Source organism: Stenotrophomonas africana (assembly GCF_013004645.1).
Classification (GTDB): domain Bacteria; phylum Pseudomonadota; class Gammaproteobacteria; order Xanthomonadales; family Xanthomonadaceae; genus Stenotrophomonas; species Stenotrophomonas africana.
In genome coordinates this window covers 74,911-100,266 of sequence record NZ_JABEME010000010.1, presented here as the reverse complement: position 1 = coordinate 100,266, position 25,356 = coordinate 74,911, and the positions used below count along the sequence as shown (strand labels likewise).

Sequence of the window (25,356 nt, the reverse complement as noted above, 5' to 3'; positions counted from 1 at the left end):
TCACTTCTCCGGGTACGGGAAGTTGCCGGCGGACATCGCCGCGCGGGCATCGCGGGTGGAGGGCTGGTCGGCGATGAAGTCGTCCGGATACCAGGCGAAGTGGTGCACGCCCTGCGCCTGCAGCTGGCGGATCTGTGCACGCAGGCGCTCGGCGGGAATCGGCTTTCCATTGTGCCAATCGACGGTCTGCAGTTCGAACAGCGTGTGTTGCAGTTGGGGATCGTGCGCGCGCACTGCCGCCAGCAACTGGTCGAGCCAGCGTTCGGGGTGCTTGCTGCCTTCCATCCATGGCATCGCCATCAGTGCGGTCTGGTCGTAGGCCTTGTTGAACAGGTCCAGGCGCTGCGCGAACCAGGCCTCACTCTGCGGGCGCAGTACCGGCTCGGCATACAGGTTGCGTACCGTGGCCAGCTTCGGCCGCCAACGCTGCGCACTGTCGCGCAGGGCCAGGGTGAAGGCGATCAGTGCCTGGGTACGTGCGCTGCCATCTTCACCGGCCGCCAGAGTGGGCAGCTCGGTGTCGCGCAGGTAGCCGTCGTCATGGAACAGCAGACCTTCAAAGTAGGAATTGACCGCCAGATCCTCGTAGATGTCGAGCATGATCTGCCTGGCCTTCGGGTTGGTGAAATCCAGGCGGTACATGCCGTCGGCATCACCGTTGCGGATCGCCAGCGCCTTTCGCTGCACCGGGTCCGGCAGCTCGAAGCCGAGCACCGGCAGCCACGCGTAGACCTTCACGCCCGCTCGGGATTTCAGCTGCCAGGCGACGCGGCTGAACAGGTCCGCGCGCATCGGCATGTGGCGGTTGGGGAAGTACAGTGCATCGGCGGTGTTGTTGCCGTCCGGATCGGCGAACGCCTGCAGGTAGACGTGTGTCGGTGCGATGCGCTTGACCCGCTCGATCAGCGCATCCAGATTGCGTGCCTGCTGCGCCGGATCCGGGTCGTACACATCATCGAGGTCGATCTGCAGAGCGCGGATGCCGTCGAGCGCGACATCACGGCGCAGTTCGTAGGCCAGCCCTTCCACGGTCGGGTTGTCGCTCACCAGCAACCGCGCCAACCCGTGCAGGTCACTGGCCACCGGGGTGCTGCGCCCTTCCAGGTCGAATGAGACCGGCATGCCCAGCTGTTCGGCGATCTCGTTGCTCAACCGGTTGTAGGCCGCGTATGGCCAGACAATGGCGCGCGGGCGCACGCCCAGGTGCTGCTCGATGCGCTGCACGCTGCGCGAGAGATCGGCGCGAAGTCGCTGCTCGTATTGCGCCTCGCTCTCGTAGCTTCGCGTGGCTGGGGTGTAGATGCGGGTGACCACGGCGGGCGTCGAATTGCCCTGTGGATTGGCAAGCACGCCGTGGTGCAGGTCGTCGGTATGGCTGGCCACTTCGATCAGACCGCTGTCATGCATCTGCTTCAACTGCGCCCAGGTGACGAAGTCGTCGTGGCCGAATGGGCGGTAGCCGTAGTCGATGGTGCGGCCCGGTGCCATGTCCACATAGTCGGTGATCACCGCTACCAGGGCCGGGTAGTGGTAGGCCCGCAGCAGCGGAAAGGCTTTGTCGTAGACGCTGCGCAGGCCATCGTCGAAGGTCAGCAGCACCGGTTTCGGAGGCAGCGTCGCACGGCCCTGCGAGGCCTCGATCAGCTGTGACAGCGAAACCGGGTGGTATCCATGCGCGCCCAGCCAGTCCAGGTGCGCGGCGAAGTTCTGCGTGCTCACCGCATAGGTATCGGCATCGCCCTTGGCGGCCACCTGGTCGCGGATGTCGTGGTAGCTGAGGATCAGCAGACCGTTGTCGATCGCATCAAGATGCACGGCCTGCTGCGCGAACGCCGGTGGCACGCAGGCCAGCAGCAGGAGCACGATCAGTCGCAGGAAGCGGGTCATGTCAGTCTCCCCAGCGCAGTGCAGCTTCGAAGCCGATATGGCGCTCGCGATGGCCGTCGTACACCGGCCGCGACCAGCGCACGCCATACTCGAACACGCGACCGGGGCCCAGCTGCCACTCGTGCATGTAGGACACCGACGGCACCAACGCACTGCCGAAGCCGTCCTGCCAGTAGTCGCCCAGCGAGACGGCCAGCCGGTGCCGGAAGTGGCGCTCGTAATGGCGCCACAGCTGCTGGTCGATGCGCAGGCCGATCTCGACCATCCGGTCGCGCTTCGGGTTGAAGTAGGGCGCATCGTCGCGGCTGCCACGACTGGTGTAGGCACTGGCCAGGCCATCGACCAACCAGCGGGGGCGGGTCAGCAGGCGCTGTTCGAGGCGGGTGCCGAACAGTTCGCGATGGTTGCCATCGTCATAGCGGAAGCGGCTGGCGCCGAACATCCAGTGCGTGCGTTCGCTGCGCCGGTAGTCCACCTGTGCGCTTACGCTGTCGGCGGTGATGCCGGCCGAGCGTGCCTGCATCGATGCCTCCGGATCATTGCGTGCGGCCACCACGCCGGCATGCCAGTGGTCGTTGAACTGCCAGCCGACGCCGACGCGCAGGCCGGTATCGCCAATGTGGTCGTTGGCGCGCAATACCGCTGCTTCCGCATCCAGTTGGCCGAAGCGGTAGCGTACGCCTGCGCCCAGCCACAGCGGATCGATGCGCTGGTCCTGGAAATCGGTGGAGCGCCGGTCGGCGAGGGCGAACAACCGCCAGCGGTCGTCGAGGATCGGTGTCTCCACTTCCACGCCGTAGTGGCGATCGTTGTTTCCCAACGGCGAGGTGCCACCGCCACCGGAACTGCGTCCGATGTCGGTCCATGCCTTCAGCTGCCAACCGCGATGCGCGCGCCAAGCCTGGTCCATGCGTTCGACCGCCGGTTGCGTGGGGTAGCGCGCGATCAGGTCGTCGTGCAGCGGCCGCGCCAGGTCGTCGCGCTGCAGGGCGACGTAGGCCTCCTCCATTCCCAGCCGAGGTTCGATGTCACGCGGGTCCAACGCGTGGGCCATCTGCTGGCGCTGCAGCGCCCGGCGTGGCCAGCCACGCATCATGTAGACGCTGCCCAGTGCACTCTGCAGGCCGCCGTTGCCCGGCGCGATGTCCACCATCGATTCCAGGTCGTGCTGCGCGGTACCCAGGTCGCCGCTGTAGGCGCGCACCATCGCCAGATTCAGGTCGGCCTCGTAACGTGACCAGTTCGCGTAAGGTGATTTGCCGTTGCTCCAGCGCCACGCCGGCGCCTTGTCACGCCAGCCCTGCAGCAGGTCGATCGCCTTTTCCTGCTGCTCGCTCTCCAGGTAGGCATAGGCCAGTTCCGAATGCGAGGCATCGCGTGTCGGGTCGCCGGCCACTGCCGCCTGCAGCACCGGTATGGCTTCTTCCGGATGCAGGGTGCCCATCAGCGAATCGCCGACCGCAGGCAGCACATAGTCGGGCAGGGCATGGCCTTCGGCCTGAAGTGCGCGGGCTTCCTCGCGCACCTGCGCATGGCGGCCCAGGCGGTTGAGCAGGATCAGCCGGTCCATGCGGATACGCAGTGGTGCCTGCGAGGATGGGGTGCCTTCGCCGCCAAGGTAGCGCTGCATGCGTGCCAGGGTCGATTCGGCCTCTTCGAGGCGGCTGTCCTCGCTGCTGCTGTAGGCCAGGCTCCAGACCACCAGCTTGGCCAGGTAGTCGCCTTCCAAGCGCTGCTTCTGCGCGGCGTCGAACAGCTGCGGGCGCTGCTGGTAAAGCTCCCACGCGCGCCAGGCGTTGCCGATGTCGCCCAGGGTCAGCACGCGCAGCTTGAACAGCAGGTCGTCATCCGGTTGTTGCTGGCTGGCGCGCTCGATCGCGCCCAGGGCATCCAGCCAGCGCGCCTGGTCGCGGTAGTGACCGATCTCGGCCAGGGCCGCCTCGCGGTCGGGCGGGGCAGCGCTGCTGGCCCAGGCCAGCGCGGTACAGGCAAGGCCGACGCAGAGCGCCAGCCGACGGTGGACAACCATTGGGGACCCCCTTGGCTTCCAAACCAGACAACCTGAAAAATGTGACGCACATCACATGCCAGCTTTTGGCGTGGCCGTGGCCCGCGTCACTCCCTTCGTGCATGCCCGTCCCATCAGGACGGATACAACCCGGACAGCGACCTGCAATGTCTTGTCTGAAACGAGAGTCCCCCGCACACCGAGTGGTGGCCTGGGCGGCGATGCCGCCCCCATGCCCGATGCCGTCACGCGGCAAGGATGGGCATTCACCGGCACTATCCGCCCGGAATTGTCAGTCCGGCGTCAAAATTCCCAGGGTGGCTGACGAGCGGTAGGCGGGGCGGCCTAGTGGCTCCGGCCGGTTACCAGAGATCTTCCAGTTTCCGCGGCTTGCAGGCCACCCACGAGGCGCACAGCATCAGGGTGGCGCAGCCGAACAGGAAGCTGAACGGGAGGGTCCAGCCGTCGCTGACCGTGTGCAGCCAGCCGACCAGGAACGGGCCCAGGCAGCTGAAGCTGTAGCCCACGCCCTGCATGAACCCGGACAGCGCCGCCGAGCCGGTGGGGGTGCGGGTGCGCAGGTTGATCAGGGTCAGCGCCAGCGGGAAGGTGGACGGACCGACGCCGAGCAGGCAGGCCCACAACAGCGGCGCCTTCATGGGGGCGAGCAGCAGGCCGGTGAAGGCGATCACGAACGAGAAGAAGCCAATCAGCACCAGCGGGAACGGGTTCTGCAGGCGCACCGCCATCGACGGAATGACCAGCGACGGCAGCAGGCCCAAGGCCGAGAACACGGCCACCATCACACCGCCGAACGCGGGTGTGCCACCGGCCTCGACCACGATGCGCGGCAGCCAGGTGAACATCGAATAGGTCATCAGCGAGGTCATGCCGAACATCAGCGTCATGCTCCAGCCCAGCGACGTGCGCCAGACCTTGCCGTGCGGCTGCGCAGCGGGACCGGTGGCATCCGCCTGCGGCTTCGGCGCACGCCTGGCCAGCAGCAGCCACGGCAGCGCGGCGGCCAGCGCCAGCAGCGCCCACATGCCCAGCGACACGCGCCAGCCTGCAGCGTTGGCCACTGGCACCGCAAGCAGGGCCGGCAGCATCGTGCCCAGCTGCAGCACGCTGATGTACAGCGTGCTCATGGTGCCGACCTTGTTGGCGAAGTAACGCTTCACCAGCGGCGGCACCACTACGTTGCCGATGCCCATGCCGGCAAGTGCCACCACCGAACCGAGCAGCAGCGTGCCGACGTTGCCGGCGCTGGAGCGCAGCAGCAGGCCGGCCATCGCCATCACCATCGCCAGCAGGGTGGTGCGTTCCAGGCCAAGGCGCCGCGCCAGCGCCGGCGTGGCCACGCCGAACAGTGCGAACGAGGCGGTCGGCAGCATGCCCAGCACGCCGGTCATGGTGGTGCCGAAGCCGAACTGCTGGCCCAGTACGTCGAGTAGCGGGGTGATCGAGGTGACTGCGGTACGCAGGTTGATCGCCGCAAGCAGGATGGCGGCGAACGCCAGCACGCGTCCGTGCAGCAGCGACGGCGAATCGGAAGTGGAGGAACTCATCGGTGGTCCTTGCAGGTGTCGCATGCCGCAGCAACGGCATGCAGCGCCGGCATCGGTCTACGCCGAAGCGGCAGGTGGGGGAGTGGCTGCGTGCAGGCCGGCAGCGCGGCCCATTGTACGTGTGCGGTCCGGCAAGGTCCCGTCATGCGGGCGTGCCGGGCGCCGGATACAAAAAAACCCGGAGGACTGTCGTCTTCCAGGCTTCTTGGTGACCACCGAAGTGGTCGGGGAGACAGGATTCGAACCTGCGACCTCTACGTCCCGAACGTAGCGCTCTACCAGACTGAGCTACACCCCGAAGGGAGCCGCCTATTCTAGCGATTCACCCCGATGGCGGCAAGGGGTGAATGCTGTTTTCTTCACACTGCCGAAGCAGTGCCACTTCAGGGAACAAAAAAGCCTGGACGACTTCACCAGGCTTCAATGCGACCACGTGAGTGGTCGGGGAGACAGGATTCGAACCTGCGACCTCTACGTCCCGAACGTAGCGCTCTACCAGACTGAGCTACACCCCGAAGGAGCCGCCTAAGATACCGTGTGAAGGCCCAGGCGGCAAGGTTTTTTTACAGCTCAGCGACGATTTTCTTTCTCGATGCGGTTCTGCTCGCGGGCTTCGAACCACATGCCGTTGAGGATGGCCACCGTCGAGGCGAGGCCGGCGCCGAGAATCCAGGCGAAATACCACATGGTCAATCTCCTTTGTTCAAGAGTGTGCCGACCGTGGGCCGGCACACCGGCAATCAGTAAGCGTTCGGGTTGTTGCCCATCTCTTCGGTGGTGGTCTTGCCCTTCAGTACGCGGTACACCCAGGTGGTGTAACCGATGATGATCGGCAGGAACACCGCCGTGGCCAGCAGCATGATCCACAGGGTCAGATGGCTGGACGAGGCATCCCACACGGTCAGGCTGGACGTGGGCTGGCTCGAGGACGGCAGCAGGAACGGGAAGATGGCGAAGCCGACGGTCAGGATGATGCCGGCGATGGCCGCACCGGAGGCGATGAAGGCCAAGCCGCCGCGACGGGCACGCAGCAGCACTGCACTGGCGAGCAGGCCCGCCAGGCCGAGCAGCGGGGCCAGGATCGTGGCGGGCATCGCGCTGTAGTTGCGCATCCAGCCACCGGAGGCGCCCAGTTCAGCGGTCTTCAGCAGCGGATTGGTGGCGCCATCGGTGACCACCTGCGAGGTGATCTGGTAACCCGGCAGGCCGAAGGCCACCCAGGCGCCACCGACGGCGAACAGCACGAAGGCGATGATCGCTGCGATGCTGCCGAAGCGGGCCGAACGCTCGGCCACCGGGCCATCGGTCTTCAGCACCAGCATGGCGGCACCGTGGGCGACCAGCATCGACACGCTGAGCAGGCCGGCCAGCAGTGCGAAGGGCATCAGCAGGCCGAAGAACGAGCCGGTGTAGAAGATGCGCATGCTGTCATCGAAGTGGAACGGCACACCCAGCACCACGTTGCCCACCGCAACGCCCATGATCAGTGCCGGAATGAAGCCACCGATGAACAGCGCCCAGTCCCAGGTGTTGCGCCAGCGCTCACTGGGCATCTTGCTGCGGAACTTGAAGCCGACCGGGCGCAGGATCAGGGCGAACAGGATCACGAACATCGCCAGGTAGAACCCGGAGAAACTGACCGCATACAGCGGCGGCCAGGCAGCAAAGATCGCACCGCCACCGAGCACCAGCCACACCTGGTTGCCTTCCCAGACCGGGCCGATGGTGTTGATCACCAGCCGGCGCTCGGCATCGTTGCGGGCCACGAAGGGCAGCAGGGTGCCCACGCCCAGGTCGAAACCATCCATCACGGCAAAACCGATCAGCAGGATGCCGAGCAGCAGCCACCAGATCACGCGCAGCGTGGTGTAGTCCAGAAGAATGAAATCCATCTTGGTTCTCCTGCCTCAGGCCTGGCCGGCGGCCGGCGCCGAGGCATTGTGGGAAGCATGTGGCTGGGGCGACTGCAGCGACGGCAGCACCTCGTCCGGACCCTTGCGGATCGCCTTGAGCATCAGCTTGATCTCGACCACGATCAGTGCGGTGTAGATCGCGGTGAAGCCGGCCAGGGTCAGCACGATTTCATGCAGGGCCAGGCCCGATGCCGCATAGAAGGTCGGCAGCACGCCATCGACCGCCCACGGCTGGCGACCATACTCGGCCACGAACCAGCCGCATTCGATCGCGATCCACGGTGCCGGCAGCGTCCACAGGGCCAGGCGCAGGAACCAGCGCTTGTCCTGGAAGTTGTTGCGGCAGGAGTAGTAGAAGGCCAGGGCGAAGAAGGCGATCAGGTAGAAGCCCAGGCCGGCCATCACGCGGAAGGTCCAGAACAGCGGCATCACCCGCGGCACGGTGTCCATCGCCGCCTGCGAGATCTCCTGCGGGGTGGCGTTGAGGATGTCATCGCGGTAGCGCTTGAGCAGCAGGCCGTGGCCCAGGTCCTGCCAATGGCGGTCGAACATCTCGCGCGCTTCGACGTCGTTCTTGTTGGCACGCAGGCGTTCCAGCGCACCGTAGGCCAGCTGGCCGCCGCGCACGCGGTGCTCGGCGCGCTCGACCAGTTCCAGGATGCCCGGGATCGGCTGGTTCAACGAACGGGTGGCGATCAGGCCCATCAGGTACGGGATTTTCACCGCGTAGTCGTTCTGGTGGGTTTCCTGGTTCGGGATGCCGAAGGCGGTGAAGTCGGCCGGTGCACGCTCGGTCTCCCACATCGCTTCAATCGCGGCCAGCTTCATCTTCTGGTGTTCGCTGGCGGCGTAACCGCTCTCGTCACCCAGCACCACCACCGACAGCGACGACAGCAGGCCGAAGGCTGCGGCCACCGCGAACGAACGACGGGCCAGGTCCTTGTGCTTGTTGCGCAGCAGGAACAGGGCGCTGATCGCCATCACGAACACCGCGCCGGTCACGTACCCGGCGCTGACGGTATGCACGAACTTGGCCTGCGCCACCGGGTTGAACACCACGGCCATGAAGTCGACGACTTCCATGCGCATGGTTTCCGGGTTGAACACCGCGCCGGTCGGGTTCTGCATCCAGCCGTTGGCGATCAGGATCCAGATCGCCGACAGATTGGTGCCCAGCGCCATCAGCCAGGTCACCATCAGGTGCTTGACCTTGCTCAGGCGGTTCCAGCCGAAGAAGAACAGGCCGACGAAGGTGGCTTCCAGGAAGAACGCCATCAGGCCTTCGATCGCCAGCGGCGCACCGAAGATGTCACCCACGTAGTGGCTGTAGTAGGACCAGTTCATGCCGAACTGGAATTCCATGACGATGCCGGTGGCAACGCCCATGGCGAAGTTGATGCCGAACAGGACGCCCCAGAACAGGGTCATCCTGCGCCAGATCTCCTTGCCGGTCATCACATACACGCTCTCCATGATGGCCACCATGAACGACAGGCCAAGCGTGAGCGGGACGAATAGGAAGTGGTACATCGCGGTCAGAGCGAATTGCAGCCGCGACAGTTCTACGACTGTCTGATCAATCATGGCCTGGCTACCTCGTTGGATAGTGCCGTTGCAGGTGGCGGGAAGGGTGGTCTACGACGTGAATGATGTGACCGACTACTTCAAACAGCCTTGATCCAGATCAATGTATGAACAGGTGCCCCGGTTGATCGTATGCCAACCTGATGAAGACTGCGACCGCCGGCCGCAGGGGCGGGCTGTTGCCTGCGCCTACAATGCCGTGTCTCCCCCGTTGCCCGTGAAGACCCCTTGAGCGCTGCCGAAACGACCCCTGACGGCCTTCCCCCGGAAGCTGAAACCGCCCGCCAGCGGCGTGTTCGTACGGCCTGGCTGGCCGATCTGGCACGGTCCGCCCGGAGCCGCCAGCGGCTGGCGGCGGTGTGCATCAGCCTGTCCGGCGGGTTGCTGGTCGGGCAGGCTGCGGCCATTGCCTGGTTGGTGCAGACGGTGCTGGTGGAGCGCGCACCGCTGGCGTCGGGTCTGCCGGTGCTCGCTGGATTGGCTGTGATCCTGGTGCTGCGCACGCTGCTGGGCAGTACCAGCCAGGCGGCTGCCGGTGATGTGGCCGATGCCGCGCGATTGGCGTTGCGCGAGCGTGTGTTCGCGCGTCTGCTCGGCCATGGGCCGCTGTGGCTGCGCCAGCGCCGCACCGGCGAGCTGGGCGAGCTGATGCTGCATCACGGCGACGCGATTGAAAGCTACTACAGCGGCTTCCTGCCGGTGCGCACCGAAGTGGTGGTGGTGCCCCTGCTGATCCTGGCCGCGGTAGCCTGGGTGGACTGGGTGGTGGCGTTGATCCTGCTGTTCACCGCACCGCTGGTGCCGTTCTTCATGATGCTGGTGGGCTGGGGCGCCGAAGCCGCCGGCCGTGCGCAACTGGGCGAGCTGGCGCGGATGAGCGGCCACTTCGCCGACCGCATCAAGGGCCTGGGCCTGCTACGCCTGTATGGCCGTGGCGAGGCCGAACTGGAAGGTATCGAGGCGGCTGCAGAAGGCGTACGCGTGCGCACCCTGAAGGTGCTGCGCATCGCCTTCCTGTCGTCCACGGTGCTGGAATTCTTCGCCTCGGTGAGCGTGGCGATGGTCGCGCTGTACCTGGGCCTGAGCTACCTGGGCATGATGTCGCTGCACTCGACGGTGCCGACCCTGGGCGCGGGCCTGTTCTGCCTGCTGCTGGCGCCGGAGTTCTATGCGCCGCTGCGGCGTTTGGCTGCGCACTACCATGACCGCGCCAATGCACTGGCAGCGGCGGCCGAGGTTGAGCGTCTGCTGCAGTCGTTGCCGGACGAGCAGGGCCTGATCGAGAACGAGGTTGCACCGCTGGCGGTGGAGCCGGCCGAGGCCGCCTTGCCGCCGTTGCGGGCGCAGGGGCTGGTACTGCGCCCATTGGGCGCCCCCCACGATGTGCTGCAGGATCTGGATGTACTGCTGGAACCGGGCCAGCGGCTGGCCCTGGTCGGTCCCAGCGGATCCGGCAAAAGCACGCTGCTGGAAGCACTGGCCGGTTGGTTGCCGCCGCGTGCCGGCAAGCTGCAGTTGCGGCCCGGCGTGCAGGTGGCCTATGCGAGCCAGCGACCGTACCTGTTCCATGGCAGCATCGCCGACAACCTGCGCCTGGCCGATCCCGGTGCCAGCGATGCGCGCCTGCGCGCGGTGGCCGAGGCCTCGCAGGTGCTGCAGTTCGCGCAGCGCCTGCCGCAGGGCCTGGATACGGTGATCGGCGAACGCGGCTTTGGCCTGTCCGGTGGCGAAGCGCGCCGTATCGGCCTGGCCCGCCTGTTGCTGCGCGACCCGCAGGTGCTGCTGCTGGACGAACCCACCGCGTTCCTCGATGCCGATACCGAAGCGGCGCTGCTGCGCAGCCTGGCAGCCTATGCACGTGGACGCAGCGTAGTGGTTGCCACCCACAGCCCGGCGGTGATCGCCTGGGCCGACCGTTGCCTGCTGTTGCCGGAAGGCCGGCTGGTGGAACCGGCACAGGCGGTGCGCGCATGAGTCGCTCGCCTGATTCGCTGCGCGCGGTGTTCCTGCGCCATCGTCCGCGCCTGCTGCTGACCGTGCTGCTGCTGTGGATCACGATGCTGGCCGGCACCGCCCTGCTGGGCCTGTCCGGTGGTTTCCTTACTGCGGCCGCGCTGGCAGGTGCTGCGGGGCTCGGCCAAGGCTTCAATTTCTTCTCGCCCTCGGCCGGCATCCGTGGCCTGACCATGGCGCGCATCGTGTCGCGCTACTTCGAAAAGCTGGTCGGCCACGACGCTACCTTGCGCATCGCCCGCGACCTGCGTGTGTGGTTCTTCCGCCGCGCGCTGCCGCTGGCGCCGGCACGGCTGGGTGCTACGCGCACCGGCGAGCTGCTGGCGCGCCTGCTGGGGGACATCGGCGAAGTGGATGGGCTGCTGGTGCGTGCGATCGGGCCGCTGGTGGCGCTGGGCGCGCTGTCACTGGTGGCGGTCGCCTCGGCAGCGCTGATCCTGCCCTCGGCAGCGGTACTGCTGGCGGTGCTGGCGCTGCTGATCGCCTTCGGTGTGCCGTGGCTGGGCGTGCGTGGTCGTGACGATGAGGAGGCCGACCGCGCCGCGCACCGCGCTGCCCTGCGTACCGCGGCCTTCGAAGGACTGGAAGGCGCGGGTGATCTGGCTGCGCTGCACGCCGATGCGGCGTGGCAGCTGAAGGTACGCGTGGCCGCCAAGCAACTGGCTTCGCGGGATCGTCGTCGGCGCTGGCGCCTGATCGCGGCCTCGACCCTGCATGGCCTGGTGGCCGGGATGGGCCTGGTGGCGATGCTGGCATTGGCCCTGCATGCGGCCGAACAGCAGCGCATCGCGCCGGAAATGGCGGCGGGGCTGGTGTTCCTCACTGTGGCGCTGATCGAGCTGTGGGCGGGCATGGGCCTGGCCTGGCAGTCGCTGCAGTCCGGGCGCATCGCCGCCGGTCGCCTGCAGGCCATCGTCGAGCAACCGCCGACGGTGGACGATCCGCTGGCACCGCAGGCGGTGCCACAGTCCGCGCGCGTGCATTGGGATGACGTGCATTTCCAGTGGCCGGGTGCTGCGCGGCCGGTGTTGTGCGGTCTGCAGCTGACCCTGGCGCCGGGCGAGCGCATCGCGATTCGCGGTGACAGCGGCAGTGGCAAGACCACGCTGTCGAGCCTGCTGCTGCGGCTGTGGGATCCGCAGCAGGGACGGCTGACCTACGGTGGCCGCGATCTGCGTGATTTCGCCCAGGCCGACTGGCACCGGCAACTGGCGTGGCTGCCGCAGAACGCGACGGTGTTTGCCGGCACTGTGGCCGGGAACCTGCGGTTGGGTGATCCCGATGCCAGTGACGCAGCGTTGTGGGCGGTGCTGCGTCGCGTGCGCCTGGGCGAATGGGCCGAGCGCAACGGCGGCCTGCAGACCTGGGTGGGCGAGAACGGCGCGACGATGTCGGCCGGCCAGGCACGACGTCTGGCGCTCGCGCGCGCACTGCTGCGTAATGCGCCGATTCTGCTGCTGGACGAACCGACCGAAGGCCTGGACGTGGATACCGCACGTGCGTTGCTGCAGGACCTTTCCGGGTTGCTGGACGGACGCAGCCTGCTGATCATCACCCACGACGACCTGCCCGAAGGCGTGGTCGATGCGCAGTACCGGTTGCGTGATGGCGTGTTGGTGCGCGAAGTGCTTCGGTAGATGCCGACCTTGGTCGGCACATCCACGCATGGCGTGGATCTACTGTAGAGCCGAGCCCATGCTCGGCTTCGGAAGCAAGTCAGCCGAGCCGGTCAATGGGAAAACTCGCGCAGCATCACCGCGATCGAGGCCACGTTGGCCAGCACGCACAGCCAGAACACCCACTGGAACGCGGCCTTGCGGTGCTTGTGGCGGAACATCGCCTGGCCCAGCAGCGCGCCGGGCCAACCGCCGGCAAAGGCCAGCAACTGCAATGTACGCTCGGGAATACGCCACTGCTTTCGTTGCGCCGCGCGCTTGTCGTGGCCGTAGAGGCCGAACGACACCGCGCTGGCCAGCAGGCACCAGCCACCCAGCCAGAGTGGCAGCACGCCGCTGACCATCAGCGCGATCAACGCGCCGAACGCGGCCAGCGCGAGATTACGCCGCCATGCCACTTACAGCGCGTCGAGGAAGCCGCGCACGGCCGGGCCGAAACGCTCGAAATCGACGAGGAAGGCGTCATGGCCCTGCGGCGAATCCAGGCCGATGAAGCGCGCATCGGCGCCGCCGCCACGAAGGCCGTCGGCGACCTGTTGCTGCTGCTGCACGGGGAACAGGATGTCGGTGTTGGCGCCGATCGCCAGCGCTTTCTCCACCCGGATCTTCGCCAGCCCGGCCAGCACGTCGCCGTCGGCGTACTCGGCCAGGTCGAACCAGTCCATCGAGCGGCTCAGGTAGAGGTAGCAGTTCGGATCGAAGAAGCGTACAAAGCGCCGTGCGTGGCCTTCCAGATAGCTTTCCACCTGGAATTCCAGCCCGAACGGATCATCGTCGGCCTGGTCGGAATCCAGCCGCACGCGACCGAAGCGGCCATCCCACTCCAGGGCCGAGCGATAGGTGATCACGCCCAGCTTGCGCGCCATGCGCATGCCGGACTCGGGGTATTCGGCATCGTCGTAGTGGCCGCCATTCCAGCGTGGATCAAGGCGGATCGCTTCGCGCTGCAGCGAGCGGATCGCGATGGAGAACGGCAGCGCCTGCGCACTACCGGAAATGTTGACGTGGCTGCGCGCGATGCCCGGGTGCAGCATCAGCACGGCGAGCGCGGTCATGCCGCCCATTGAATTGCCGACCACGCAGGCCAGCTGTTCGATGCCCAGGGCGCGCACGACGTCGATCGCGGCGCGCGCGCCGTCTTCGATCGACAGTTCGGGGAAGTCGAGACGATACGGTTGGCCGGTGGCCGGGTTGATCGAGGCCGGACCGGTCGAGCCCTTGCAGCTGCCCAGCGAGTTCACGCAGACCACGAACCAGCGGTCGGTATCGATCGCCTTGCCGGGGCCCACCATCCCTTCCCACCAGCCCGCTGCCGGGTTGGCGTCGTTGGCTGCCGCGTGTGCATCCGGTGACAGGCCGGTCACGATCAGGATCGCGTTACTGGCGTCGGCCGCCAGTGTTCCCCAGGTTTCATAGGCCACGCGCGCGCCGTGCAGGGCGCCGCCGCGCTTGAACGGGAAGGGCGAGGGCAGGGCGTGGAAGCGGGTGCCGGGCGGGATGAATTCGGTCATGCAGGCATTCTAGCGGGGCCGCATGTGGAGCTGGCGACACGCTGGTTTCCATCGGCGATGCACCCGGACCGGATCGTCACATTCACGCATGGCGCGGATCTACTGTAGAGCCGAGCCCATGCTCGGCTGCCGTTGGTTTCCCAGCATTCCGCAGCCGAGCATGGCTCGGCTCTACGGGTCAAGGGAACCGCAGCTCCACCACGCCCTCATGCGGCAGGCTCACCTTCACCGGAACGCTCTGCAGGTCATCCTCGCTGCGGTTGGCGCTGCCGGTGCGCGAGATGCGTGCCAGCACTTCCACTTCGCGATGTGCGGACAACGGCGCGGTCGGCATCGGACTGTCTCCGTCGCCCAGCCCGACCGTGGCCGGGAGGCCGGCCAAGGGCAGCTTGCGAGCGGCCACCGGCATCGGCGGTCCACCCACGGCCCGCGCCAGTACGAACACCTGGGTGCTGGCGGGCCACTCGGCGTTCTTCAGCGAAGGCAGCTGCACGCGGACCTGCAGCAGCGCCGGTGGCGCCGCAGGGGCAGTATCAGGCGTCTGGCCGGCGGCTTCACGGGCGATGGCGATCTGCGCCTGCAGCGCCTGTGCGGCCCCGGGTTCCAGGCGCGGCAGCAAGCCGCTCCAGACGTCGGCAGCCTCGGCATTCTTTCCGCGCTGGCGCAGGGCGATACCCAGCAGCCAGCTGGCGCGCTCGGCATCGGGCGCCTGTGCACGCGCCTGCTGCAACCAGGCCATTGCGGTGTCATCGAACTGCTTGCCGGCATCGGCCTGCGCACGTGCCTGCGCCGCTTCCACCAGCACGCCGGGGTCTTCCGGGGCGAGAGTGGCGGCCCGCGCGAACGCGTCCGCCGCAGCCGAGGCATTGCCCAGTTCGGCCTGCGACCGGCCCAGCAGCGCCCAGCCATCGGCCCGCTGCGGGTCACGCTTCAGTGCATCCTGCAGGGCCTGCACGCCATCGCGCAGGGTGGCTACCGAAGGCGTCGGTTGCACCTGTGCTGCACGCGGATCACCGACCAGCAGATACAGGCAGGCACCGGCCACGCCCAGTGCGAACACGCCGACCACGAAGCCGCGGCGGCCAGAGTGGCGCAGCGGCCACAGCACCAGCACTGCTATCAACGCAGCAACCAGACCGGCCAGCACCGGCAGCCAATGGCTCACCATCCGTCTCCTTCATCGGCCTTGCCGGCCGCTGCGGCGCCAACCGTACGGCCACGGCGGCGGACGATGCCCAGCACCACCAGAGCACCCGCACCGAGCATCAGCAGGGGACCGCCCCACAGCAGCCAGGTACCCGGCTGCAATGGTGGCTGGTAGAGCACGAACTCCCCGTAGCGCGCGACCAGGAACTGCTTGATCTGCGCGTCGTCGTGGCCCTGCTGCATCAGCTGCAGCACTTCGCGGCGCAGGTCCTGCGCGATCTGCGCGTTGGAATCGGCCAGCGACTGGTTCTGGCACTGCACGCAGCGCAGCTGCGCGGCCAGGTCGTGAAAGCGGCGTTCTTCGGCGCCATCGCGGAACTGCAGCGGCTGCGGATCGTGCAGCGGCTGCTGTGCCACCGCGGCCAGCGGCAGCATCAGAAGCAGCAGCGCCAGCAGCCAGCGCATGGGCTCAGGGCGCCGTGTGCAGCGTGCTGCCGGCATTGCCCTGGGCCTTCTCGATCTTTTCCAGCGCCGGAATCAGCTTCTCGTCGACCACGCGCTGGGACATCGCACCGCTGTACTTCCAGCGCACGATACCGCTGCCGTCCACAAGGAAGGTCTCCGGTGCGGCGGTCACACCCCAGTCGATCGCGGTGCGGCCCTCGACGTCGCTGAGCACGACCATGAACGGGTTGCCCAGCTGTTCCAGCCAGTGCAGTGCATCGGTCGGGTCGTCCTTCCAGTTGTAGCCGATCACGCGCACGCGCTTGCTCTCGGCGAAGCGGGTCAGCACCGGGTGTTCCTCGCGGCAGGCCGCGCACCAGCTACCCCACACATTCAGCAGATAGGGCGCGCCGCGCAGGTCGTCGCTGTGCACGATCATTTCCGGGTCGTGCAGCACCGGCAGGGCGAACGCCGGCGCCGGCTTGTCGATCAGCGCCGATGGCAGCACGTCGCGCTGCGGGTCACCTGATTTCATCACCCCGTAGATCATCAGCCCGAGCAGGCCGAAGAAGAACAGCACGCCGATCACGATGGCTACCGGCGGCAGCGGGCGGGAGGGGCGCGGGGCGGGGGACTCGGACATGGAAACTCCTACGGACGACGGAAACGGCGGTCGGCGGCGGCGATGAATCCGCCCAGGGCCATCAGCAGCGCGCCCAGCCAGATCCAGCGCACGAACGGCTTGATGTGCACCCGTACCGCCCATGCATTGTTGCCCAGCGGCTCGCCCAATGCCACGTAGACATCGCCGTCGAAGCGTGCATCGATGCCGGCCTCGGTCATCACCTGGCCGCCGCTGGCGTACTGGCGCTTCTCCGGGTGCAGAAGGGCCAGTTCGCGGCCGTCGTGGAACACCCGCAGGTGACCGCGGTCAGCGATGAAATTGGGGCCTTCGCGATGGTCCACGCCTTCGAAGCGCACTTCGTAGCGACCGACCACCAGCTGCTGGCCCGGGGCCAGCGCCACTTCGCGCTGCACGTTCAAGGCTTCCACCAGCAGCGCGCCGGCCAGGAACACGGCGATGCCGGCGTGGGCAACGATCATGCCGAGCATTTCGGCGGTGAAGCGGCCGTTGCCGCGCAGTCGCTGCCAGACGAAGCGTGCGGTACCGAGTGCGACCCAGGCCGCAGCGGCCACGCCGATGCCGGCCTTCCAGCCGTTCTGCGGCGCCTGCCACCAGGCCAGCGCGCCCAGCAGCAGCGCCAGGCCCAGCCACGGTGCCAGCAGCGCGAAGGCGCGCGAGGGCTGGTCACGCTGCCATTTCACCAGCGGGCCGAACGGCAGCAGCAGGATCATCGGTGCCATCAGCAGCAGGAACAGGCTGCCGAAGTAGGGCGGGCCGACCGAGATCTTGCCCAGCGACAGCGCATCGGCCAGCAACGGATACAGCGTGCCGAGCAGCACCATCGCGCAGGCCGTGGCCAGCAGCAGGTTGTTGGCCAGCAGCAGGGTCTCGCGCGAGGTGGCGGTGAAGCCTCGGCGTGGATCGTCGGCGTCCACGCTCAGCTGGCTGGCGCGCAGGGCGTACAGCAGCAGGCTGCCACCGACCAGCACCGACAGGAAGACCAGGATGAACAGGCCGCGCGAGGGATCGGCTGCGAACGAATGCACGCTGGTCAGCACGCCGGAGCGCACCAGGAAGGTGCCCAGCAGTGACAGCGCGAAGGCGGCAATCGCCAGCAACAGCGTCCAGCTGCCGAAGGTGCCGCGCTTTTCGGTGACGGCCTGCGAGTGGATCAGTGCCGCACCGACCAGCCATGGCATGAAGCTGGCGTTCTCCACCGGGTCCCAGAACCACCAGCCGCCCCAGCCCAGCTCGTAATAGGCCCACCAGCTGCCCAGCGCGATGCCCAGGGTCAGGAAACCCCAGGCGACGTTGGTCCAGGGTCGCGTCCAGCGCAGCCAGCGCGCATCCACGCGACCTTCCAGCAGCGCCGCTACCGCGAATGCGAACGGCACCGCGAAACCCACGTAACCGATGTACAGCATCGGTGGATGGATGATCAGCCCCGGGTCCTGCAGCAGTGGGTTGAGATCGCGCCCTTCCAGCGGCGCCGGGTTCAGGCGCAGGAACGGATTGGAGGTGAAGATCAGGAAGGCGAGGAAGCCGACGCTGACGATACCCATCACCGCCAGCACGCGCGCCTGCACCGGTGCCGGCAGGTGCCGCGAGAACAGCGCCACCGCGCCGGTCCATAGGGCCAGCACCAGCGCCCACATCAGCAGCGAGCCCTCGTGGGCCCCCCACACCGCCGAGTAGCGGTAGATCATCGGCAGCAGCGAATTGGAGTTCTCTGCCACGTAGCGCACCGAGAAATCCTGCTGCACGAACGCGGCGGTCAGCACCGCGAACGCGCCGGCGAGCAGCAGCAGCTGCGCGAAGGCAGCAGGCCGTGCCACCGCCATCCATGCCGTGTTGCTGCGATGCGCGCCAACCAGTGGCAGGCCGGCCTGCAGCAGCGAGGCCAGCAACGCGCACAACAGCAGGATCTGGCCCAGTTCGGGCAGCACTCAGCGCACCTCGGGTGCCGTTACCGGCACGTCGTGCTTGCGATGGGCGTCGCCCATCTTGTCGGCCACTTCCTTCGGCACGTACTTCTCATCGTGCTTGGCCAGCACCTCGTCGGCGACGAAGGTGCCGTCCTGCAGGCGACCAGTGGCGACCACCGCGGTGCCTTCGGCAAACATGTCCGGCAGGATCCGCGACGTGGTCACTGCCAGCTGGGCATCGCCGTCGGTCACTTCAAATCGTGCTTCCAGCGAGCCGACCGGTCGGTTGAAGGAACCTTTCACCACCATGCCGCCCAGGCGGAAGCGCGACTGCGCATCGACATCCCCGCGGAGCACTTCCGAAGGTGTGTAGAGGTAGGCGATGTTGCGTTCCAGCGCCATCGCCACCAGCGCGGTGGCCAGCCCGGAGGCGAGCAGGGCCAGCAGTACCCAGGCCAGGCGACGGCGTTGTACCGGCGTCATCGTTCCAGCTCCGTCGACAGCGGCGCTGCAGCATCCTGTTTGACGGCGCGGGTCTGCTGCCGCTGCTGGCGGGCCAGCGCCAACCGGCGTGCCACACGCAGGCGCAGCCACGAACCGATGGCGTCGGCGCCGAGCACCAGTACGAACACGGCGTAGGCGCCGATCACATAGGGCAGGTGGGTCATGATCGGGCCTCCCCGGCCGCACGTGCGGCATCGACGCGGCCACCGACCCAGGCCTTGCCGGCCTCGCGGTCGAGATTGTCGGCTCGGGCCTTGGCCAGCACCGAGCCGGCGAACCAGAACTTGGTGCCGATCACCATCCACCACAGTGGCGCGATCATCGTGCTGCTGATCGCCGATTCACCGAACACGCTGATCGACTGGCGCTGGTGCAGGCCGCCCCACCAGTCCACCGAATAGCGGATCACCGGCAGCAGGCTGACACCGACGATGGCCAGCAGGCCGGCCGCGCGCGCGGCGCTGCGGCGGTCCTCGATGGCGTGGTACAGGCCGATCACGCCCAGGTACAGGAACAGCAGCACCAGCTCGCTGGTCATGCGCGGGTCCCAGTCCCACCAGGTGCCCCAGGTGCCCTTGCCCCAGATGCTGCCGGTCAACAGGGTGATCAGGGTGAAGCCGGCACCCATCGGCGCACACGCCATGGCCAGGATCTCGCAGACCTTGATCCGCCAGATCAGGGCGATGGCGGCATACAGCGCCATCAGCGCGAATACGAACAGGCTCATCCAGGCACTGGGCACGTGGATGTAGAGGATGCGGAAGCTGTCCAGCTGCTTGGCTTCCGGCGGCACCACCAGCAGTGCCTGCCACATGCCGACCAGCAGCACCGGCACCGCAGCCAGGTAGAACACCCGCGACCAGCGGGCAGCGAAGCGGTCGAACGTGGGAGGCGAACCGAGTTGGTGGAACCAGCGGACAATCGGATTCATGCGTGGCGGCTATCCAGCAGGGGTGGATTGGCTCTCAGCTCGGTCAACTCAGAGAAATACGTATTGCAGCGGCAGTGGCCAGCGGTGCCAGCACCAGCGCGACCAGCAGGCCGGCGCCCAGCATCAGCAGCGCACCGACCGGATCCTGCCCGCGTCCGGCTGCCACCAGACTGCCTGCGCCGAACACCAGCACCGGCACGTACAGCGGCAGCGACAGCAACGCCACGAGAATACCAGAGCGTCGGATGCCCACGGTCAGCGCGGCGACCACGCCACCGATCAGGCTCAGCAACGGCGTTCCCAGCAGCAACGATGCCAGCAACATCGGCAGCTGGTCATGCGGCAGATGCAGCATTTCGGCCAGCAGCGGGCTGACCACGATCAACGGCAGGGCGGTGGTGGCCCAGTGCAGCAGCACGCGCACCAGCACCAGCCAGGCCAGCGGCACCGGCGCCAGCAGCCATTGTTCCAGCGAGCCGTCTTCGGCATCGGAGCGGAACAGTGAATCCAGCGACAGCTGCCCGGCCAGCAGCACAGCAAGCCACAGCACTGCGCCTGCGGTGGCGGCCAGCAGGTTTGGCTCGCGGCCCTGGGCCAGCGCGAACAGCACCACCACCAGCACCGCGAACAGCAGCGGCTGCAGCGCGTCGCCGCGGCGGCGCCAGAGCAGGCGCAGGTCGCGCTTGAGCAGGGCGCCTGCGGTCTGCCACAGGCCCGGTTCGGTGCCCGGCGCGATCATGCGGCACCGCCGAGGTCGAGCTGGCGGGTCCGCACCGGCGGTGCGGCATAGGCGCCGTGGGTGGTGACCAGCGCAGCGCCACCGGCGCGCAGGTGCGCGGAAATCATCCGGTTGACCAGAGTGATGCCTTCCAGGTCGAGGTTGGCGTAGGGTTCGTCGAGCAGCCACAGCGGCGCCGGCGACAGCCAGATGCGCGCCAGTGCCAGCCGCCGCTTCTGCCCGGCCGATAGATGCCGCACAAGGGTTTCCTCATACCCGGCCAGGCCGACAATGGCCAGCGCGTTGCCCGGCATCTGCCGTGCGCGGCGGCCGTGCAGGCCGCACAGGAAGTGCAGGTTCTCCAGCGTGTCCAGGTCCGGCTTCAGTGCCGGCAGGTGGCTGAGGTAGGCTACGTAGCGTGCACGCTCGGCATTGCTGGCCGGCTTGCCGTCGATCCGCACCTGCCCGGCCCCGGGCCGGGCCAGGCCAGCCAGCACGCGCAGCAGCGTGGTCTTGCCGGCGCCGTTGCCGCCCTGCACCAGCAGGGCTTCGCCGGCGTCCACATGGAAGTCCAGCGGGCCGAACACCGGCTCGTCATTGCGGGAGAAGCTCAGGCCGCTGGCAGCCAGCAATGCAGGGGTGTTCAAGGGGCAAAGGTCTTCATGCCGGAGTGCGGCGGCAATTGTAGCGGTGAATGCCGATGGTAGTGCCGGCCTCTGGCCGGCAATTTCGCCACCTGCCAGCCGAAGTTGCCGGCCAGCGGCCGGCACTACCGTCGCGCGGATTGCGTAAACTCGCAGGTCTGTTCCCCCACAGCCCAGGCCGATGCAACCGAACACCAAGCTGCCCAAGGTCGGTACCACGATCTTCACCGTGATGTCCCAGCTCGCCGCCGAACACGGCGCGGTCAACCTGGGCCAGGGTTTCCCGGACTTTTCGGCGCCGCAGCGCCTGATCGACGAGACCGCCAGGGCGATGGCCGCCGGGCTGAACCAGTACCCGCCGATGACCGGCGTGGCGCCGCTGCGCCAGGCCATCGCGCAGAAGGCGCTGGACTGCTACGGCGCGCAGGTCGATGCGGACAGCGAGATCACTGTCACCAGCGGTGGCACCGAGGCCATCTTCAACGCCATCCACGCCGTGGTGCGTGCCGGCGAGGAAGTGATCGTGCTCGACCCGGCCTATGACTGCTACGAACCGGCGATCGACCTGGCCGGTGCCAAGGCCGTACATGTGTCGCTCGATCCGCAGACGTTCGCCGTCGACTGGGACCGCGTGCGTGCGGCGATCACCCCGCGCACCCGCATGTTGATCGTCAACACCCCGCACAACCCGTCCGGCGCGATGCTGTCGGCGCAGGACATGCAGGCACTGGCCGAGCTGCTGCGTGGCACGCAGATCTACCTGATCTCCGATGAGGTGTACGAACACATCATCTACGACGGCCGCCGCCATGAATCGGCGCTGCGCTACCCGGAACTGCGCGAGCGCGCGTTCGTGATCTCCAGCTTCGGCAAGACCTACCACTGCACCGGCTGGAAGATCGGCTATGCGATCGCACCGCCGGCGCTGACCGCCGAGTTCCGCAAGGTGCACCAGTACAACACCTTCACCAGTTTCGGCCCGGCGCAGTACGGCTTCGCCGCGATGATCCGTGACGAGCCCGAGCACCACCTGGAGCTGGGCGCGTTCTACCAGGCCAAGCGCGACCGCTTCCGCGAGCAGCTGGCCGGCACCCGCCTGAAGGCGTTGCCGGTGCCGGGTGGCTACTTCCAGCTGGTCGACTATTCGGCCATCAGCGACCTGCCGGACCATGAGTTCGTGAAGTGGCTGACCATCGAGAAGGGCGTCACGGCCATTCCGTTGTCGCCGTTCTACGAGAATCCGCCGACCGGCCAGCGCCTGGTGCGCCTGTGCTTCGCCAAGAACGAAGCGACCATGGACGCGGCGATCGAACGCCTGCGCCTGCTGTGAGCGGAGGGCTGAACATGCAGGATCTGCGCATTTCCCTCGTCCAGGGCGACACACGCTGGCATGACCCGGCGGGCAACCGCGCCTATTACGGTGCGCTGCTGGCGCCGCTGGCCGGCAGCACCGATCTGGTGATCCTGCCGGAGACCTTCACCAGTGGCTTCTCCAACGAAGCCATTGCCCAGGCCGAAGGCATGGACGGCCCGACCGTGGCCTGGGTGCGCGAGCAGGCCCGAGCCTTGAACGCAGCGATGATCGGCAGCGTGCAGCTGCGTGATGGCGAAGGCGTCTACAACCGCCTGCTGTTCGCCACGCCCGATGGCAACCTGCAGTACTACGACAAGCGCCACCTGTTCCGCTACGGCGGCGAGCACGAGCGCTATGCCGCCGGCCGTGAGCGCCTGAGCGTGGAATGGAAAGGCTGGCGGATCAATCCGCAGGTCTGCTACGACCTGCGTTTCCCGGTGTTCTGCCGCAACCGCTACAACGTGGAGCGTCCGCAGCAGCTGGATTTCGACCTGCAGATCTTCGTCGCCAACTGGCCGTCGGCACGCGCCTATGCGTGGAAGACACTGCTGCGTGCACGCGCGATCGAGAACCTGTGCTTCGTTGCTGCGGTGAACCGCGTCGGCATTGATGGCAACCAGCTCCATTACGCTGGCGACAGCGCGGTTCTGGATTTCCTCGGCCAGCCGCAGGTGGAAATCCGCGAGCGCGAACAGGTGGTCACCACCACTATTTCGGCCGAGGCGCTGGCCGCGCATCGCGCGCGCTTCCCGGCCATGCTTGATGCCGATGCCTTCCACCTGGACGAGCAGGCCTGAGCGACGGCCTGAACGCCGCTGCACCAGGGCTCGCGCCTGCATTCAACCTGCACGCGCGCGCTGCTAGATTCGCCGCCAGACCGCCCGAACTGGAAGTCCTGCCATGAAATCGCCCTTCGCCCTGCTGCTGGCCCTGGCCGCCGCGTCGCTCGCTCCGGCTGCGCAGGCTGCCGGCAATCTCGACTGCGAGTTGCGCTACAGCCTGTCCGGCTGGTCGCTGATCTACAAGACTGCCTCCGGCAATGGCACGGTCACCTGCAGCAACGGCGCCAGCATGCCGGTGCACGTCCAGATGAAGGGCGGTGGCCTGACGGTGGGCAAGTCGAAGATCACCAATGGGCGCGGCAACTTCACCGGCGCGATCAGCATCGATCAGCTGCTGGGCACCTACGCGTCGGTCGGTGCACATGCCGGTGCGATGAAATCCAGCAATGCGCAGGTGATGACCAAGGGCGACATCTCACTGGCCCTGTCCGGTACCGGCAAAGGCTGGGACCTGGGCGTGGACGGCACCGCGTTCACCCTCAGCCGGCGCTGAGGCGCGACGGCTCGGCAGATCCCCAGCTGATGCGGATGTAGTGCTGTTCGGAATCGCTCAACAACCGTTCGACACCGAAACCATTCTTCAGCAGCTGCGCGACCACGTCTTCGACGAGCTGCTCGCTGGCCATCACCTGGTTGAAGCCGAACACGATGTAGCGGCGGCCATTTTCCGAGCCGATCTGGATAGCGTTGTCGAGATCGCGGTAGAACAGTTCGATCGGGCGCTTGGCAGCATCGGCGTTGGCGCGGGCCTGTTCGGCGGTGATGGTGATCACGGGCATCTGTCTTGTGTGGGAGAGCGCGCACGATAGCCGCGGAATCAAAGCCATTCCCGGAAGGCGCGCACAGTGCGCTGCTTTTGCAGCAATTCCTAGGCTGCAACGGGACGCCGCCGCTGCAGCCACAAGGCCAGCAGGCCACACACGATGAGGGTCGGTGCCAGCAGCTGCACTGCACCGACCAGCGCCATCGCCGCACCGATCAACAGGTAGTAGAGCAGGCCGAACAGCGCGCCTGCGCTGCCGAGACAGTGTGGATAGCCACGCAGGGCCTGGCCGAGCACATTGGGAATGGCAAGGCCGAAGCCCGTCACTACCGGCACCATCGCCGCGACCAGGGCGGGGTGATCATGCAGCAGCGCAGCCAGCAGGCCTCCCGTCAGAACCAGGCCTGCGGCGATGCGGATACGCGCGGTTGTGGAAACGCCTGCACGCAGCAGGCAGCCATTGCCCCACGCGCCCAGGGCCGAGCCCAGTGCCAGCACCGCGCCGCTGGCGCCGAACCAGGTGGCTGGCCAGTGCAGGCGCGCAAACACGAAGGGGCCGAGTGCATACCAGCTGTACATCGCCACGTTGAAGGCCATCACCAGCAACGCGTGTGACCAGATCCAGCGATCGCGCAGCAGTTCACGCAGCAGCGGCAGCATGGGCGCGTGCGGAATCTGTGCAGGGCGGCTTTCGCGCAGGCCAGCCAGGCACGCGACTGCCAGAAGGGCAGCTATCAGCAGCAGGCCGGACTGTACGCCGACATAGCCATGGGCGGTGACCAGCAGCGTGCCCAGTGCAAGACCGATGGCCGGGCTCAGGGCCAGGGCCATGCCGATCCAGGAGAATGCCTGGGCCAACGCTGGCCCCTGCAGATGGTCGCGCAGCACGGTCTGGGTCACCACCGAAGCGGCGGCGGCGCCGACTGCGGCCGACGCCTGGGCCAGCAGCACCTGGCCGAAGCTGCCAGCCATCAGCCCGCCCAGTGCAGCCACTGCGAAGACGCCGAGGCCACAGAGAAGGGCGGGGCGACGACCGATACGATCGGCCAGGCGCCCCCACAGCAGCACGCCTGCAGCGAAGCCGAACAGGTACAGGCTCATGGCCTGGCTGGCGGCACTCGGCGGCAGGGCGAAGCGTTCGGCCAGATCGGCCAGGGCCGGGCTGTACAGGGTCTGTGCCAACTGCGGAAACATCAGCAGCGCAATGGTGAGCAACAACAGGCGGCGCGACATGTGGGCGCTCCAGGAACAGGGCCGCGCATTGTGGTCGCGTCCGCAATGGCGCACCCTGTCTATCCTG

The 25,356-nt window shown here is 67.3% G+C and carries 24 protein-coding genes and 2 tRNA genes; 5 read left to right on the top strand and 21 right to left on the bottom strand.

Annotated features, from left to right (window positions below; translation table 11 throughout):
- The 8 genes from pgaB to HLA98_RS16720 form a co-directional block, all read right to left on the bottom strand.
- On the bottom strand, positions 1-1,887 hold the full coding sequence (pgaB, locus tag HLA98_RS16755) for a poly-beta-1,6-N-acetyl-D-glucosamine N-deacetylase PgaB (RefSeq protein ID WP_057500191.1): 1,887 nt from the start codon (positions 1,885-1,887) through the stop codon (positions 1-3).
- Position 1,888: 1 nt separating this feature from the next.
- On the bottom strand, positions 1,889-3,916 hold the full coding sequence (pgaA, locus tag HLA98_RS16750; protein ID WP_057500192.1) for a poly-beta-1,6 N-acetyl-D-glucosamine export porin PgaA: 2,028 nt from the start codon (positions 3,914-3,916) through the stop codon (positions 1,889-1,891).
- A 341-nt stretch (positions 3,917-4,257) separates the two neighbouring features.
- The gene (locus HLA98_RS16745) at positions 4,258-5,463 is read right to left on the bottom strand and encodes a CynX/NimT family MFS transporter (protein WP_057500193.1); all 1,206 of its coding nucleotides are present in this window, start codon (positions 5,461-5,463) and stop codon (positions 4,258-4,260) included.
- 221 nt (positions 5,464-5,684) lie between these two features.
- Positions 5,685-5,761 (bottom strand) — tRNA-Pro (locus tag HLA98_RS16740).
- Positions 5,762-5,901: 140 nt separating this feature from the next.
- Positions 5,902-5,978 (bottom strand) — tRNA-Pro (locus HLA98_RS16735).
- A 55-nt stretch (positions 5,979-6,033) separates the two neighbouring features.
- Positions 6,034-6,150: a cytochrome bd-I oxidase subunit CydX gene (gene cydX / locus HLA98_RS16730; RefSeq protein WP_005410354.1), complete on the bottom strand. Its 117-nt coding sequence runs from the start codon at positions 6,148-6,150 to the stop codon at positions 6,034-6,036.
- A 53-nt stretch (positions 6,151-6,203) separates the two neighbouring features.
- Positions 6,204-7,355: a cytochrome d ubiquinol oxidase subunit II gene (gene cydB, locus HLA98_RS16725; protein WP_057500194.1), complete on the bottom strand. Its 1,152-nt coding sequence runs from the start codon at positions 7,353-7,355 to the stop codon at positions 6,204-6,206.
- A gap of 15 nt (positions 7,356-7,370) precedes the next feature.
- A complete protein-coding gene (locus HLA98_RS16720) occupies positions 7,371-8,960 on the bottom strand; it encodes a cytochrome ubiquinol oxidase subunit I (RefSeq protein ID WP_049443555.1) in 1,590 nt (529 codons plus the stop codon).
- 228 nt (positions 8,961-9,188) lie between these two features.
- Between HLA98_RS16720 and cydD the strand changes: the two genes are divergently transcribed.
- Together cydD and cydC are read left to right on the top strand one after the other, a co-directional pair.
- Positions 9,189-10,934, top strand: a complete 1,746-nt coding sequence (gene cydD, locus HLA98_RS16715) for a thiol reductant ABC exporter subunit CydD (RefSeq protein ID WP_057500195.1) — start codon at positions 9,189-9,191, stop codon at positions 10,932-10,934.
- Positions 10,931-12,610 carry a thiol reductant ABC exporter subunit CydC gene (gene cydC, locus HLA98_RS16710; RefSeq protein WP_057500196.1) on the top strand — a complete coding sequence of 560 codons (1,680 nt, stop codon included), beginning with the start codon at positions 10,931-10,933 and terminating at the stop codon, positions 12,608-12,610. Before cydD ends, cydC begins: the two co-directional genes overlap by 4 nt.
- A 92-nt stretch (positions 12,611-12,702) precedes the next feature.
- Here cydC and HLA98_RS16705 read toward each other — a convergent pair whose 3' ends face one another.
- The 11 genes from HLA98_RS16705 to ccmA all read right to left on the bottom strand — a co-directional run bounded on the left by HLA98_RS16705 (position 12,703) and on the right by ccmA (position 21,040).
- Entirely contained in the window at positions 12,703-13,047 is a 345-nt protein-coding gene (locus HLA98_RS16705) for a DUF1294 domain-containing protein (RefSeq protein ID WP_057500197.1), read from the bottom strand.
- Positions 13,048-14,160 carry a homoserine O-acetyltransferase MetX gene (gene metX, locus HLA98_RS16700; RefSeq protein ID WP_057500198.1) on the bottom strand — a complete coding sequence of 371 codons (1,113 nt, stop codon included), beginning with the start codon at positions 14,158-14,160 and terminating at the stop codon, positions 13,048-13,050.
- A gap of 178 nt (positions 14,161-14,338) precedes the next feature.
- Positions 14,339-15,328, bottom strand: coding sequence for a tetratricopeptide repeat protein (locus tag HLA98_RS16695; protein ID WP_057500199.1), 990 nt, complete (start codon positions 15,326-15,328; stop codon positions 14,339-14,341).
- On the bottom strand, positions 15,322-15,771 hold the full coding sequence (locus tag HLA98_RS16690; RefSeq protein WP_057500200.1) for a cytochrome c-type biogenesis protein: 450 nt from the start codon (positions 15,769-15,771) through the stop codon (positions 15,322-15,324). Before HLA98_RS16690 ends, HLA98_RS16695 begins: the two co-directional genes overlap by 7 nt.
- A gap of 4 nt (positions 15,772-15,775) precedes the next feature.
- On the bottom strand, positions 15,776-16,393 hold the full coding sequence (locus tag HLA98_RS16685) for a DsbE family thiol:disulfide interchange protein (RefSeq protein WP_057500201.1): 618 nt from the start codon (positions 16,391-16,393) through the stop codon (positions 15,776-15,778).
- A gap of 8 nt (positions 16,394-16,401) precedes the next feature.
- Complete coding sequence (locus HLA98_RS16680) at positions 16,402-18,321, bottom strand: heme lyase CcmF/NrfE family subunit (RefSeq protein ID WP_057500202.1); 1,920 nt, start codon at positions 18,319-18,321, stop codon at positions 16,402-16,404.
- The gene (gene ccmE, locus HLA98_RS16675) at positions 18,322-18,783 is read right to left on the bottom strand and encodes a cytochrome c maturation protein CcmE (RefSeq protein WP_049447362.1); all 462 of its coding nucleotides are present in this window, start codon (positions 18,781-18,783) and stop codon (positions 18,322-18,324) included.
- Entirely contained in the window at positions 18,780-18,968 is a 189-nt protein-coding gene (locus HLA98_RS16670) for a heme exporter protein CcmD (RefSeq protein ID WP_032129786.1), read from the bottom strand. The genes ccmE and HLA98_RS16670 overlap by 4 nt, the downstream gene beginning before the upstream one ends.
- Entirely contained in the window at positions 18,965-19,735 is a 771-nt protein-coding gene (gene ccmC / locus HLA98_RS16665; RefSeq protein ID WP_057500203.1) for a heme ABC transporter permease CcmC, read from the bottom strand. The genes HLA98_RS16670 and ccmC overlap by 4 nt, the downstream gene beginning before the upstream one ends.
- Positions 19,736-19,778: 43 nt before the next feature.
- Positions 19,779-20,474, bottom strand: coding sequence for a heme exporter protein CcmB (ccmB, locus tag HLA98_RS16660; protein WP_049447364.1), 696 nt, complete (start codon positions 20,472-20,474; stop codon positions 19,779-19,781).
- Positions 20,471-21,040 carry a heme ABC exporter ATP-binding protein CcmA gene (gene ccmA / locus HLA98_RS16655; RefSeq protein WP_425515719.1) on the bottom strand — a complete coding sequence of 190 codons (570 nt, stop codon included), beginning with the start codon at positions 21,038-21,040 and terminating at the stop codon, positions 20,471-20,473. Before ccmA ends, ccmB begins: the two co-directional genes overlap by 4 nt.
- A 238-nt stretch (positions 21,041-21,278) precedes the next feature.
- On the opposite strand from ccmA, the gene HLA98_RS16650 reads away from it, so the two are divergent.
- From HLA98_RS16650 to HLA98_RS16640, 3 genes are all read left to right on the top strand, one after another.
- Complete coding sequence (locus HLA98_RS16650) at positions 21,279-22,427, top strand: pyridoxal phosphate-dependent aminotransferase (protein WP_057500205.1); 1,149 nt, start codon at positions 21,279-21,281, stop codon at positions 22,425-22,427.
- Between the two features lie 14 nt (positions 22,428-22,441).
- Positions 22,442-23,248, top strand: coding sequence for an amidohydrolase (locus HLA98_RS16645; RefSeq protein WP_057500206.1), 807 nt, complete (start codon positions 22,442-22,444; stop codon positions 23,246-23,248).
- Between the two features lie 103 nt (positions 23,249-23,351).
- Positions 23,352-23,786: a hypothetical protein gene (locus tag HLA98_RS16640; RefSeq protein ID WP_057500207.1), complete on the top strand. Its 435-nt coding sequence runs from the start codon at positions 23,352-23,354 to the stop codon at positions 23,784-23,786.
- On the opposite strand, the gene HLA98_RS16635 is transcribed toward HLA98_RS16640, so the two are convergent.
- On the bottom strand, positions 23,773-24,072 hold the full coding sequence (locus HLA98_RS16635; RefSeq protein ID WP_212757613.1) for a hypothetical protein: 300 nt from the start codon (positions 24,070-24,072) through the stop codon (positions 23,773-23,775). The two genes, HLA98_RS16640 and HLA98_RS16635, sit on opposite strands and share 14 nt — an antisense overlap.
- An 89-nt stretch (positions 24,073-24,161) precedes the next feature.
- Positions 24,162-25,289 carry an MFS transporter gene (locus HLA98_RS16630; protein ID WP_057500208.1) on the bottom strand — a complete coding sequence of 376 codons (1,128 nt, stop codon included), beginning with the start codon at positions 25,287-25,289 and terminating at the stop codon, positions 24,162-24,164.
- Between the last annotated feature and the right edge of the window lie 67 nt (positions 25,290-25,356).